Below are 12179 nucleotides of genomic sequence, written 5' to 3'. Positions count from 1 at the left end.
CGCAAGTGGCGCAGGGGCATCGATGGGTGGCGTGAGGGCCGGGGAATGTGTGCAGGCGGAGCGCCACGCGCACGGTAATGCACCGCCGCAGGGGCGGAAACGCAGCAACGGGATCACCGCGGCCGCGCAGTCAGCGGCCGGGTATCAGATCAGCGTAGGGGGCAGGCAGAAGGCCCGCGGGCGTCATCCGCCGGGATCCAGCGCAATGCGATGGAAATGCAGGGCGGGAGCATTCGTGGCAAACGAAGCGCCGGTCGGCAGTGCTTCCCACGTAACAGGTTCGCCCGTCACGTAGTGGGTAGTGTCGATCATTGATTCATCATAACGGCATCGGCGTGAGCGTGCAGCGAAGCGGGCTGATCTGCACGCTGTGTTCCACGCTGCCTGTTCAGAGGCCTCAGGCCGATTTCGCCATCAACCCGAATACGGTGCAGGCCATGGCCAGTGCGCCGGGCAGCGCCAGCCGGCGCGAGACCAGAGCAGCGCCGATCATCGTCAGTACGGAGAACATGATGGCCAATGCGAACAGCGGTCTGCCCAGCAGGAACTGATGGATGCAGCCTGCGCAGCCGGCGATCGCCAGGCTGGTGGCAAAGCAGACGTGGAACAGTGAGCCAGCGTACACAGAGGTTCCTCGCGATGATGGAGGCCATAGCGGCAGGCATCCGGACAAATTTAGCGCTGATTGCAGATTGCGATGACGGGATCACATCCTGTGCGCGCGCTGGTGACATCGGCGTGCATAAGGTGGAGCGCACACCCACTTTTCGGATTGATGGAGGATGCAATGGCGCGGACGATTCCCGAAGGAACCCTGATCGTGGTTGCCGACGGTGGTTCGGCACGGGTGTTCACCAACGTGGGCAGCAACCACCAATTGACCTTGAAGCAGGAAGGGGAACTGCGCCTGCAGGACATCAGCGAGCAGGGCGTGTCCGGGCAGGGGCCTGCGGGTGCAGTGCCGAAGGATATGTCGGTCTCGCAGCTCAATGAGGCCACGTTCGCCAAGCAGGTGGCGGAACAGCTCAATGAGGATGCGTTGAAGAACCGCTATGCACATCTGGTGTTGATCGCGGATCCGACCACGCTGGGTCGCATCCGGCCGCTGCTGCACAAGGAAACCCAGGCCCGCCTGCTGGGCGACATCGCCAAGGACCTGACCAACGCACCGCTGGCGGATATCCAGAAGGCGCTGGCGGCGTAGCGCGGATGCCTTTCATGCGCGATCACTTGTCGGCGGAGCCCGACCGCTCGGATGTGGAGGCGCAGGTCGGCTGGCAGCTTCTCGAGTTCGGTGCACCCTGGTGCGGCCATTGCCAGGCCGCGCAGGCTGCATTGCAGGCCTTTGTCGAAGCGAACGATCTGCCGCACTGGAAGATCGAGGATGGCAAGGGAAGGCCGTTGGGGCGAGCATTCAAGGTAAAGCTGTGGCCGACGGTGGTGCTGCTGCACGATGGAGAAGAGGTTGCGCGGGTGGTAAGGCCGCTGGATCGTGCGGACCTGACGTCGTTGCAGAGCGCGCTTCCCGATTGAAGATTGAACCGGGCATGGGAAGCCGGGCAGTCGCACTGCAGCATGCGGCGTGACAGGCCCGGTGCTAGGATCTGACTATCACCTGAATCGATCCAAATGCCGATGCCCACGCTGGACCGTCGTCTCCTGATCGCTGTCGCCGCCACGGCGATGCTCGCTTCCGGCCTGGCTTCGGCTGCGCCTGCCAGAACTGCCGCCGACAAGGCCTATGCCTCGGTCGACCCGTTCATCGGCACCGGTGGGGAAGGCCACACCTATCCGGGTGCAACGGTGCCGTTCGGCATGGTCCAGCTGAGCCCGGATACGCGTATCCAGCCACGCGAGAAAGCCTACGGTTGGGCGGCCGGCTACCGCTACGACGACAGCAGCATCGTCGGTTTCTCGCACACGCATTTCTCCGGCACCGGCCATTCCGATCTGGGCGACATCCTGCTGATGCCGTTCACCGGCAATCCTGGCCTGGAGCGGGGCGATCCGGAGAAGCCGCGCAGCGGTTATGCCTCACGGTTCCGCCACGCTGACGAGAAGGCCGAGCCGGGCTATTACGCGGTCACCCTGGACGACTACAAGGTGCGCGCTGAGCTGACCACCAGTACGCGCGTGGGCGTGCATCGCTACGCCTTCCCCAAGAGCGCCGACGCCAAGGTGCTGCTGGACATGCGCACCAGCATGTACGACTACCCGGGCAAGGTGCTGTGGTCGCGGGTACGGGTGCGTGCCGACGGCACGGTGACCGGCTTCCGCGAAACCCGCGGTTGGGCGCCGGGCCGCCAGCTGTACTTTGCGATGCGTTTCTCGCGCCCGCTGGCCGGGCATGAGCTGCACAACACCGAGCAGGATGTCGTCTACAAGGGTTTCCCGCCCCCGGGCGAGAAGGATCCGTCACAGCGCGCACAGATCGAAGGTCGGCAGCTGGTGGGTACCTTCGCATTCGGCAAGCTGGACGCACCGCTGGTGGTCAAGGTCGCAATCTCACCCGTCAGCGAGGCCGGCGCCATTGCCAACCTCGACGCGGAAGTGGCCGACTTCGATTTCGACCGTGTGCGTGCGCAGGCAAAACAGGAATGGACGCAGGCGCTGTCGGTGCTCGATATCGATGCACCGGAGCACGCGCGGCGAAGCGCCTATACCGCGCTGTACCACACGATGCTGGGACCGACGCTCTTCATGGATGCCGATGGCCAGTACCGCGGCTCGGACAATGCCGTGCACAAGGCTGATGGCTTCACGAACTATTCCACGTTCTCGCTGTGGGACACCTACCGCGCGCTGCATCCGTTGCTGACGCTGGTGCAGCCGGAGAAGCGCAACAGCGACTTCGTCAATTCGATGCTGGCGCACCATGAGCATAGTCCCTACGGCATGCTGCCGGTGTGGTCGTTCCATGGCCTGGAAGACTGGTGCATGATCGGCTACCACGCCGTGCCGGTGATTGCCGACGCCTACGTGAAGGGCATCCGCGGTTTCGACGCCGACAAGGCATTGAAGGCGATGGTCGAGACCGCCAACTACGGCCCCTATGACGGCATCGCGCAGTACCGCGAGCTGGGCTATGTGCCGATCGACGAGGAAGGTGAAGCGGCCAGCAAGACGCTGGAATACGCCTTCGATGATTGGACCATCGCACGCATGGCGCAGGCGATGGGCAAGGGCGATATCGCGGCGGCCTTCGACAAGCGTGCCGGCAACTGGCGCAACGCCTTCGACAAGGACACCGGCTTCATGCGCGCACGCAAGCGCGATGGCAGCTTCCGCACTCCGTTCGACCCCAGCGCCAGCGGTTATGGCACCGACTACACCGAGGGCAACGCCTGGCAGTATTCGTGGTACGTGCCGCAGGACGTCGCCGGCCTGGCGGCAGCGCACGGTGGCAGCGACAAGCTGCTCGCGCGGCTGGACGAGGTGTTCAACGCCAAGGTGGATCCGTCCATCTTCGAGCACATGGAAGACATCACCGGGCTGATCGGCTGGTATGCACATGGCAACGAACCCAGTCACCATGTGGCTTACCTGTACTCGTACGCCGGCCAGCCGTGGCGCACCCAGGCGCGCCTGAAGCAGATCATGGACACCCAGTACGCCGACCGTCCGGATGGCCTGGCCGGCAACGATGATGTCGGCCAGATGTCAGCGTGGTACGTGTTCACCGCGCTGGGCTTCTACCCGGTGGCACCGGGCTCGGGCGAGTACATCCTCGGCCGCCCGTTCCTGCCGAAGACCGCGATGCGCCTGCCGAACGGCAAGACGTTCACCATCGTGGCCGAGGGCCTGGATGACAAGCACACGTACGTTGGCAGCGTGAGCCTCAACGGCAAGCCGCTGCAGCGCACCTTCCTGCGCCATGATGAGATCCTGGCAGGTGGCGAGCTGCGTTTCACCATGCAGGCCGAGCCGAACAAGGATTGGCCGGGGCAGGGCGCTCAGGCGCCGTACTCGATGAGCCGGTGATGCGCACGTGGTAGGTGCCGACCTTGGTCGGCACGTTTCACGGGTGACCTGGAACCTGTAGAGCCGAGCCCATGCTCGGCTGCTTTTGGCACGGTGCCTGAGCCGAGCATGGGCTCGGCTCTACAAGGGCGATTCGACAAAGGTCAGCGAAACCGCAACCCCACCTGCGCGCCACCGATCGGGGCGGTATCAATCATCAGGGTCGCCCCATGCCGCTGCGCGATCTCGGCCACGATCGCCAGTCCCAGGCCGCAGCCATCGCCCTCGCTGCTGGCCCGGTAGAAGCGTTCCGTAGCCTCAACGGCAAGCCGCTGCAGCGCACCTTCCTGCGCCATGATGAGATCCTGGCAGGTGGCGAGCTGCGTTTCACCATGCAGGCCGAGCCGAACAAGGATTGGCCGGGGCAGGGCGCTCAGGCGCCGTACTCGATGAGCCGGTGATGCGCACGTTTCACGGCTGACCTTGAACCTATAGGGCCGAGCCCATGCTCGGCTGCTTTTGGCACGGTGCTTGAGCCGAGCATGGGCTCGGCTCTACAAGGGCAATTCGACAAAGGTCAGCGAAACCGCAACCCCACCCGCGCGCCGCCGATCGGGGCGGTATCAATCATCAGGGTCGCCCCATACCGCTGCGCGATCTCGGCCACGATCGCCAGTCCCAGGCCGCAGCCATCGCCCTCGCTGCTGGCCCGGTAGAAGCGTTCCGTGACGCGCGAGCGCTCGGCTTCGGCAATGCCGGCGCCGTTATCGTCCACCCACACCAATACGTATTCGACCTCCTGCCGAACGCCGAGGGTGATCACCCCGCGCGAGGCACCGTAGCGCAGCGCGTTGTCCAGCAGATTGCCCAACGCTTCGCGCAGCAGCTGCGGATCGCCCTCTATCGACACGCCGTCGTCGGGCCCCTCGTAGCCCAGGTCCACGCCCGCCTCCAACGAACGGTCGGCGTAGCGCTCCACCACGCCGCGTGCCAACGCCGCCAGGTCCACCGGTTGCAGTGGCAGTCCACTGCCATGCGGATCTTCCGATCGGCTGAGCATCAGCAGCTGGTTGACCAGGTGCTGCAGCCGCGCCAGCCCGGCCAGCGTGCCGGACAACGCCAGTTGCTGGGCCTGCGGATCGTGCTGGCGCAAGGAACTCTCCAGCTCCACCTGCATTGCCGCCAGCGGCGTGCGCAGTTGGTGCGCGGCATTGCTGACAAAGCGGCGTTGCGCGGCCTGCATGGCGTCCAGTCGCTGCAGTAGTGCGTTGTATGCCTCCACTGCCGGCCACAGCTCGCGCGGCGCCTCTTGTGTAGGATCCAACGGCGCCAGCGGGTCTGGGCGGGGGCTGGCCAAGCGCCGTGCGACCAGGTTGGCATGGCGTGCGGCAGCGCCTGTACCGGACCACGCCAGCCACGCCGCCAGTGCCAGGATCGCAGCCTGGAACGGAACGCTGGTCAGCAGCAGTTTGCGCTCCAGCCGGTGGCGTTTGCGCAGTGTCTCGGCCACGCGCAGCCGGATGTCATGGCCCGGCCCGGTGCTGACGACGACTTCGACCATGCGCACCGGCTGCCCGCGCAGGCGCGCGTCGTAGTAGACGGCATCGTCATCATTTCCGGCGGCGACTGCGGGGCGGGGCAGTGCTTCGGGCAGGTCGCCATACAGGCGCCCACCCGCGGCGTCGACAACCTCACCATGCACTTCGTCGGCGGTGTCCCAGGTGAACATGCGCGAGACCGCCGGGGTGATCTCGATCGAAGCGCGACCCTCCTGCACCGTCACCAGCTCGGACAACGACATCGCCGAGTCCAGCAGCCAGCGGTCGTAGACCTGGCCGGCATAGAACCGGGCCAGCGCAAATGAACCCACTGCGCTGCACAGCAGCAGTACCAGCAATGGCAGCCACAGGCGCCTAAGCAGCAGGCCACGCAGGCTGTGCACGCGCTCAGTCACCCACGGCCTCCAGCCGGTATCCAAGCCCACGCAGCATGCGGATGCCGACGCCGGCGTGCGCCTGTTCCAGCTTGCGGCGCAGGCGGCTGACATGCACTTCGATCACCGACAGGTTGGCCTCGTGATCCCAGCTGTACAGCGCGTCGAACAAGCGCTGCTTGGTAACCGTGCGGCCGGGATGCTGCATCAGTGCCTCGACCAGCGACAGCTCGCGCGCGGTCAGCTCGATGCGCTGGCCTTCAACCTGCACTTCATTGCGGATGCTGTCGAAGCACAACCGGCCCAGCCGTTTCTGCGCCGGTGCATCGCTGCGGCGGCGCGACAGTGCACGCAGGCGGGCTTCCAGCTCACCGAGTGCGAACGGCTTGGCCAGGTAATCATCGCCACCCCGGTCAAGACCGAGGATACGGTCCTCCACACCATCGCGCGCCGTGAGGATCAGCACCGGCAGGGTGGCGCCGTCGTTGCGCAGGCGCGAGAGCAGGTCCAGGCCATCGACGTCGGGCAATGAAAGGTCGAGCACCATTACGTCATACGGCGCGCTGGCCAGTGCAGCGGGTGCGTGCAGCCCGCGCGAAAGGTGGTCGCACAGATGGCCGGCACCCTGCAGGGCGCGTATCAGTCCATCGGCCAGAGCGGCGTCGTCTTCGATCAGCAGGATTCGCATTGCAAGCTTCGTGCAAGGTTGGGGCAAGTTTGGCGCAAGTGCGTCACCTTACCGTGACGTGCATGAATTTCTCCCCTCGTCTTGCGGCCGTGTTGGCCGCCCTCCTGTGCGCACCCGTAGCATCGGCGCTGTCCCTGCAGGATGCGCAGCGCGCGATGGAAGCACATAACCCGGACCTGCGCGCGGCGGCGCTGGAGTTGCGCGGGGTACAGGGCGATGCGCAGACAGCGGCGTTGCGCCCGGCCACCGAACTGTCGATCGGCACCAGCAAGATCAGCCCCAAGCATGGCATCGGCCCTGGGCGCTGGCAGGACAAGCGGGTGGACAGCACCGTGGGCCTGGGCTGGACCTGGGAGCGCGGTGGCAAGCGCGCGTTGCGCATCCGCCAGGCCGATGCGTTGCTGGAAGTGGCCGGGCTGGAGATGCTTGATGCGCGGCGCCGCCAGCAGGTGGCGCTGCATGAAACCTATTTCGGCCTGAAGGGCGCCCAGGAGCGGGCGCAGATCGCCGATGCCAACCGCCAGAGTTCGGCCGAGCAGATGGCGGCGGCGGACAAGCAGGTTGCGACAGGGGCGATGGCGCCGGTCGACCGCGCGCGGCTGGCGGTGGACGACCTGGCGGTGGCCGATGCGGCGCGCGAGGCGGCGCTGGATCTGCGCGATGCGCGGCATGCGCTGGGACTGCTGCTCGGCCGCGACGACAGCCATGACCTCAGCGCCGATGATCCGTGGCCAGACCCCGCGGGCAGGGCCGATGCGCGTGCGTTCGATCCGCAGCAGCGCGCCGATCTGCGCGCGGCACGTTCGCGCCTGGCCGCGGCCGACGCCGGTGTGGCACTGGCGCGCAGTGAGCGCCACCGCGACATCCAGTTGGGCGTGGAGGCCGAGCGCGAGCCCACCGACATCAGCGGCGTCACCTGGGGTGTGTCATTGACAATTCCGCTCGGCGGCCCGTTACGTGCACGCGGCGCGATCCAGCGTGCCGAGGCCGACCGTGACAATGCCGCGCTGGAGCTGCAGGTGCGGCAGCGCGAAGCACGCGTCGAACTGGACCAGCTGCAGGCCAGCGCGCAGTCCGCCGCGCAGCGCCGCAGCGACTACGAAGGGCTGCAGTCCGACGCTGCACGCAAGGCAGTGCAGGGCATCGAACTGGCCTACCGCCGCGGCGCCGCCAGCCTGACCGATCTGCTGGATGCGCGCCGCAGCTGGCGCGAGTTCGAGACCGCGCTGATCGATGCGCGTGCCGACCATGCCATTGCCCTGGCGCGCTGGGAAGCGGCCACATCCGTTGCTGAAGGAGAGTCCCGATGAAGTCCACCGTCGCCCATCGCCCGCGGGCGCGACACGCCGTGCTGCCGGCCTTGCTGGCGCTGGCCCTGCTGGGCGGCTGTGGCCGCGAGCCGGCGTCCTACACCGAGGATGCGCCGCAGATCAGTGCTGGCCAGATCCAGTTTCCTGCCGGCAGCCGGCAGTTGGACGTGCTGCGCAGCGAGGCGGTGGCCGCCGGCGCCAGCGCCAGCCTGCAGCTGCCGGGCCGGGTGGTCTGGGACGAGACGCGCTCCAGCGCGCTGCGCACGCCGCTGGCGGGGCAGGTGGCGCGCATCGAGGCGCAGCCGGGGCAGAAAGTGAAGGCTGGCCAGGTGATCGCCTGGATCACCTCGCCCGAATTCGGCCAGGCCCAGGCCGACGGCGTGCGCGGCCACGCCGAGCTGCAGCAGGCGCGAAAGGAGCTGGAGCGTACCCGCGAGCTGCATGCGGCGGGTGTGGCGTCGGGCCGCGAACTGGACGAGGCCGAGGCCAATTTCGCCGGCAGCCAGGCCGATCATGCGCGTGCAACCGCCTTCGCCAGGGCGTATGGCAATGGCCAGCACGTCGACCAGCGCCTGCCGCTCCGCGCGCCGATCGATGGCGTGCTGGTGGAGCGGCGGATGAGCCCGGGCATGGCAGTCAGCCCCGACAGCGAGCAGCCGTTGGCGGTGATTGGTGATCCGGACCGCTTGTGGCTGCTGCTGGATGTTCCCGAGAGCCTGGCTGGACGCTTGCAGGCGGGCATGCAGGTGAGCGTGCCCGGCGCCGATGGACAGCCGCTGCAGGCGACCCTGCAGCACGTGGATGATTTCGTCGACAGCGAACGCCGCGTGGTGCAGGCGCGCGCCGAGCTGGACAACCGCGCGCGCGGCTTCAAGGCAGGGCAGTACGTGCGCGCCCAGGTGGCGTTGCCGGCCGAGGGCGGTGTCTCGCTGCCGGATGCAGCCGTGTTGTTGATCGACGGCAAGCAGGTGGTGTTCGTGGAGGAGGGCAAGGGCCGCTTCGTGCGTCACGCCGTGCATGCCGAGGAACTGGGCGACGGCCGCCTGTGGGTGCGTGAGGGTCTGGCCGCAGGCGCCAGGGTGGTGGTCGAGGGCGGCCTGCTGCTGCAGCAGCTGGCGGACAGCGCGCCCGCCACCGCCAGCATCGGCACAGGGCACGCCGCCCCATGATCGATCGCCTGATTGCCTACTGCCTGCGCCAGCCGTTGATGGTGATGCTCGCACTGTTGCTGTTCATCGGCGCTGGCATTGCCGCGTTCCGCGTGCTGCCTGTGGAGGCCTTTCCGGATGTGTCCGATACCCAGGTGACAGTGGTATCGCTGCACCCTGGGCGCGCGGCCGAAGAGGTGGAGCGCGAGGTGACGATGCCGCTGGAAGTGGCGCTGTCCGGTATTCCGCATTCGGTGCGGGTGTTCTCGCATACGCAGTTCGGCCTGTCGATGATCATCCTGACCTTCGACGACAAGGCCGATGACTACTTCGCGCGCCAGCAGGTGCTGGAGCGCCTGCAGGGCGTGGAGCTGCCGGAAGGGGTATCGCCGGAACTGGAGGCGATGAGTTCGGCGGTAGGTGAGATCTACCGTTATGTGCTGAAAGGCCCGCACATGACGCCGACCCAGCTGCGCACCGTGCAGGAATGGACGATGGAGCGCAGCCTGCGCACCGTGCCGGGCGTGGCCGATGTGATCAGTTTCGGCGGCTTCGCGCGCACCTTCCAGGTCAAGCCGGACCTGGACAAGCTCCGCGACCGCGGCATCAGCCTGGGTGAGTTCGCCGAGGCGTTGGAGAAGGGCAGCTCGAATGCGGGTGGCGGTTATGTCGAACGCGGCCAGCAGCAGTTCCTGATCCGCGGCGTGGGCCTGATGCGCTCGCCGGCCGACATCGGCAATGTGGTGGTCGCACAGCGCGGGGGCACGCCGATCCTGGTGCGTGACCTGGCCGGCATCGCCGACACCGGCCTGCCCCGGCAGGGCCTGGTCGGCCAGGACGACAATGACGATGCGGTGTTCGGCATGGTGCTGATGCGCAAGGGCGAGAATCCGTCCGACGTGCTCGACGCCCTGCATGCGCGCATCGCGGAGATCGAAGCCAACCAGCTGCCGCATGGGGTCAGCATCGAGCCGTTCTACGACCGCTCGTGGCTGGTCTCGACCACGCTGCAAACCGTCTTCCGCAACCTGCTGGAAGGCGCGGTGCTGGTGTTCCTGGTGCTGTGGCTGTTCCTGTACAACGCCCGCGCCGCACTGATCGTGGCGGCGATGATGCCGCTTGCGCTGCTGTCGACCTTCCTCGGCCTGCATCTGTGGGGCGTACCGGCCAACCTGCTGTCGTTGGGTGCGATGGACTTCGGCATCATCATCGATGGCGCAGTGATCGTCACCGAGCACATCGTCTCGCGATTGTCGAAGCTGCCCCCTGCGGCCGACCGGAAGACACGGTTCTCGACCATTCTTTCAGCCGCATCGGAAGTGGGGCGGCCGACGTTCTTCTCGATGTTGATCATCATCGCCGCACACATCCCGATCTTCACCCTGCAGCGCCAGGAGGGCCGCATGTTCGCGCCGATGGCTTATTCGGTGACTTCGGCGTTGATCGGTGCATTGATCCTGGCGCTGACCGTGGTGCCGTTGTTCTGCTACTGGTGGCTGCGGCGCGACCGCATGCGCGACGGCAATCCGCTGATGGACCGCCTGACCGGCTGGTATCGGCCGGTACTGGAGCGCGCACTGGCTCGCCCGCGTGCGGTGGTGCTGACTGCGGTCGCGCTGCTGGTCGGCACGCTGGCACTGGGTACCCGCCTGGGTTCGGAGTTCCTGCCCGAGCTGGACGAAGGCTCGATCTGGTTGACCGCCACCCTCGACCCCAGCACCAGCCTGGCCGAGGCGCAGCAGCAGTCGCGGCGCATCCGTGAGCTGGTCGGCACCTTCCCGCAGGTGTCGACGGTGGTGGCCAAGCTGGGGCGCCCGGAAGACGGCTCCGATGCCAAGGGCGCCAACCAGATCGAGGCGCTGGTGGCGTTGAAGCCGGAGAAGGAGTGGCCGAAGGGGGTGGACAAGCGGCAGCTGGTGAGCGACCTGCAGCGCACGCTGGAGCAGCGCATTCCGGGGCCGGAGTTCTCGATCTCGCAGCCGGTGCGCGACAACATCCTGGAGAGCATCTCGCAGATCAAGGGCCAGGTGGTGATCAAGGTCAGTGGCTCGGATCTTGACGTGCTGAACCAGCAGGCACAGACGATTCTGGGCCAGGTACGTGGCGTGGAGGGCGTGGAGAGCGCCTTCATCGACCGCGACGGGTCGTTGCCGCAGCTGCAGATCGAGATCGACCGTGACCGTGCCGCACGCTATGGCCTGAACGTGCGCGACATCGACGAGGTGATCGAGACTGCGCTGGGCGGGCGCCAGGTCGGCGAGCTGTGGGAGGGCGACCGCAAGTTCCCGATCACGCTGCGCCTGGACGACGCCGACCGGGACCTGCAACGGCTGCGCACGGTGCCGGTCGGCATCGGTGACGGTCATGCCGTGACGCTGTCCGACGTAGCTGATTTCCGCATGGCCAGCGGCGCGATCAACATCTCGCGCGAGAACGCGCAGCGGGTGAAGGCGGTGAGCATCTTCATCGCCGGCCGCGACATGGGCAGCGTGGTGGCCGATATGCGCACGCGCGTGGATGCCAGCGTGCAGCTGCCGGAAGGCTACCGGCTGGAATGGTCCGGCGAGTTCGAGAACCAGCAACGTGCAATGAAGCGGCTGGGCTGGGTGATCCCGCTGTCGGTGCTGATCATCTTCGTGCTGCTGTTCGATGCCTTCAAGGACATAAGCAGCGCCGCGCTGATCCTGGCCAACGTGCCGCTGGCGATGATCGGCGGCATCCTCGCCCTGTGGTTGACCGGCATCCCGCTGTCGGTGTCGGCGGCGATCGGTTTCATTGCATTGTTCGGGCAAGCGGTGCTGAACGGGGTGGTCATGCTCAGTCGCTTCGCGCAGCTGCGACAGCAGGGCATGGATCTGCTGCAGTCGGTGGTACAGGGTTCGCTGCAGCGCCTGCGTACCGTGCTGATGACCGCACTGCTGGCGATGTTCGGCCTGCTGCCGATGGCCACCTCGCATGCGATCGGTGCCGAGACCCAGAAACCGCTGGCGGTGGTGGTGATCGGTGGCCTGCTGTCGGCAATGCTGCTGACCCTGCTGGTATTGCCCACGCTGTATTACTGGGTACACCGGCGCCGCGAGGCCCGCGCGGGCTGACGATAATGTAGAGCCGAGCCATGCTCGGCTGCTTCTGGCCTTTGC

Annotated in this window: 10 protein-coding genes and 1 pseudogene; 6 read left to right on the top strand and 5 right to left on the bottom strand. The window is 66.8% G+C overall.

The annotated features are described in order from the left end of the window. Positions 1 to 183 precede the first annotated feature (183 nt). Both HLA98_RS21360 and HLA98_RS07860 read right to left on the bottom strand, forming a co-directional pair. Complete coding sequence (locus HLA98_RS21360) at positions 184 to 312, bottom strand: hypothetical protein (RefSeq protein ID WP_283241502.1); 129 nt, start codon at positions 310 to 312, stop codon at positions 184 to 186. An 85-nt stretch (positions 313 to 397) separates the two neighbouring features. Next, positions 398 to 625, bottom strand: a complete 228-nt coding sequence (locus tag HLA98_RS07860; RefSeq protein ID WP_049448043.1) for a hypothetical protein — start codon at positions 623 to 625, stop codon at positions 398 to 400. Between the two features lie 162 nt (positions 626 to 787). Between HLA98_RS07860 and HLA98_RS07855 the strand changes: the two genes are divergently transcribed. From HLA98_RS07855 to HLA98_RS07845, 3 genes are all read left to right on the top strand, one after another. After that, complete coding sequence (locus HLA98_RS07855) at positions 788 to 1204, top strand: baeRF12 domain-containing protein (RefSeq protein WP_057501570.1); 417 nt, start codon at positions 788 to 790, stop codon at positions 1202 to 1204. 5 nt (positions 1205 to 1209) lie between these two features. After that, a complete protein-coding gene (locus tag HLA98_RS07850) occupies positions 1210 to 1533 on the top strand; it encodes a thioredoxin family protein (protein WP_057501571.1) in 324 nt (107 codons plus the stop codon). Between the two features lie 96 nt (positions 1534 to 1629). Beyond that, positions 1630 to 3981, top strand: coding sequence for a GH92 family glycosyl hydrolase (locus HLA98_RS07845; RefSeq protein ID WP_057501572.1), 2352 nt, complete (start codon positions 1630 to 1632; stop codon positions 3979 to 3981). A 143-nt stretch (positions 3982 to 4124) separates the two neighbouring features. On the opposite strand, the pseudogene HLA98_RS21230 reads toward HLA98_RS07845, so the two are convergent. The 3 genes and pseudogenes from HLA98_RS21230 to HLA98_RS07830 all read right to left on the bottom strand — a co-directional run. Beyond that, positions 4125 to 4277: pseudogene (locus HLA98_RS21230) on the bottom strand (ATP-binding protein); the annotation flags it as partial. Positions 4278 to 4537: 260 nt separating this feature from the next. Then, positions 4538 to 5914, bottom strand: coding sequence for a sensor histidine kinase (locus HLA98_RS07835; protein ID WP_057501574.1), 1377 nt, complete (start codon positions 5912 to 5914; stop codon positions 4538 to 4540). Continuing rightward, a complete protein-coding gene (locus HLA98_RS07830; RefSeq protein ID WP_057501575.1) occupies positions 5907 to 6581 on the bottom strand; it encodes a response regulator in 675 nt (224 codons plus the stop codon). The genes HLA98_RS07835 and HLA98_RS07830 overlap by 8 nt, the downstream gene beginning before the upstream one ends. A gap of 62 nt (positions 6582 to 6643) precedes the next feature. Here HLA98_RS07830 and HLA98_RS07825 point away from each other — a divergent pair, with 62 nt between their 5' ends. From HLA98_RS07825 to HLA98_RS07815, 3 genes are read left to right on the top strand one after another with little or no spacing between them, the layout of a single operon-like run. Continuing rightward, positions 6644 to 7891, top strand: coding sequence for a TolC family protein (locus HLA98_RS07825; RefSeq protein WP_057501576.1), 1248 nt, complete (start codon positions 6644 to 6646; stop codon positions 7889 to 7891). After that, on the top strand, positions 7888 to 9060 hold the full coding sequence (locus HLA98_RS07820) for an efflux RND transporter periplasmic adaptor subunit (protein ID WP_057501577.1): 1173 nt from the start codon (positions 7888 to 7890) through the stop codon (positions 9058 to 9060). The genes HLA98_RS07825 and HLA98_RS07820 overlap by 4 nt, the downstream gene beginning before the upstream one ends. Then, positions 9057 to 12134, top strand: a complete 3078-nt coding sequence (locus tag HLA98_RS07815; RefSeq protein ID WP_057501578.1) for an efflux RND transporter permease subunit — start codon at positions 9057 to 9059, stop codon at positions 12132 to 12134. Before HLA98_RS07820 ends, HLA98_RS07815 begins: the two co-directional genes overlap by 4 nt. Positions 12135 to 12179 lie beyond the last annotated feature (45 nt).

The organism is Stenotrophomonas africana (assembly GCF_013004645.1).
GTDB classification, from domain to species: Bacteria; Pseudomonadota; Gammaproteobacteria; order Xanthomonadales; family Xanthomonadaceae; genus Stenotrophomonas; species Stenotrophomonas africana.
This window is presented reverse-complemented; position numbering and strand designations above follow the sequence as displayed.

Coding starts and splice junctions, on each gene's coding strand:
- HLA98_RS07845 (WP_057501572.1), top strand. CDS start 1,630: ATGCCGATGCCCACGCTGGACCGTCGTCTCCTGATCGCTGTCGCCGCC.
- HLA98_RS07820 (WP_057501577.1), top strand. CDS start 7,888: ATGAAGTCCACCGTCGCCCATCGCCCGCGGGCGCGACACGCCGTGCTG.
- HLA98_RS07855 (WP_057501570.1), top strand. CDS start 788: ATGGCGCGGACGATTCCCGAAGGAACCCTGATCGTGGTTGCCGACGGT.
- HLA98_RS07830 (WP_057501575.1), bottom strand. CDS start 6,581: ATGCGAATCCTGCTGATCGAAGACGACGCCGCTCTGGCCGATGGACTG.
- HLA98_RS21360 (WP_283241502.1), bottom strand. CDS start 312: ATGATCGACACTACCCACTACGTGACGGGCGAACCTGTTACGTGGGAA.
- HLA98_RS07825 (WP_057501576.1), top strand. CDS start 6,644: ATGAATTTCTCCCCTCGTCTTGCGGCCGTGTTGGCCGCCCTCCTGTGC.
- HLA98_RS07815 (WP_057501578.1), top strand. CDS start 9,057: ATGATCGATCGCCTGATTGCCTACTGCCTGCGCCAGCCGTTGATGGTG.
- HLA98_RS07850 (WP_057501571.1), top strand. CDS start 1,210: ATGCCTTTCATGCGCGATCACTTGTCGGCGGAGCCCGACCGCTCGGAT.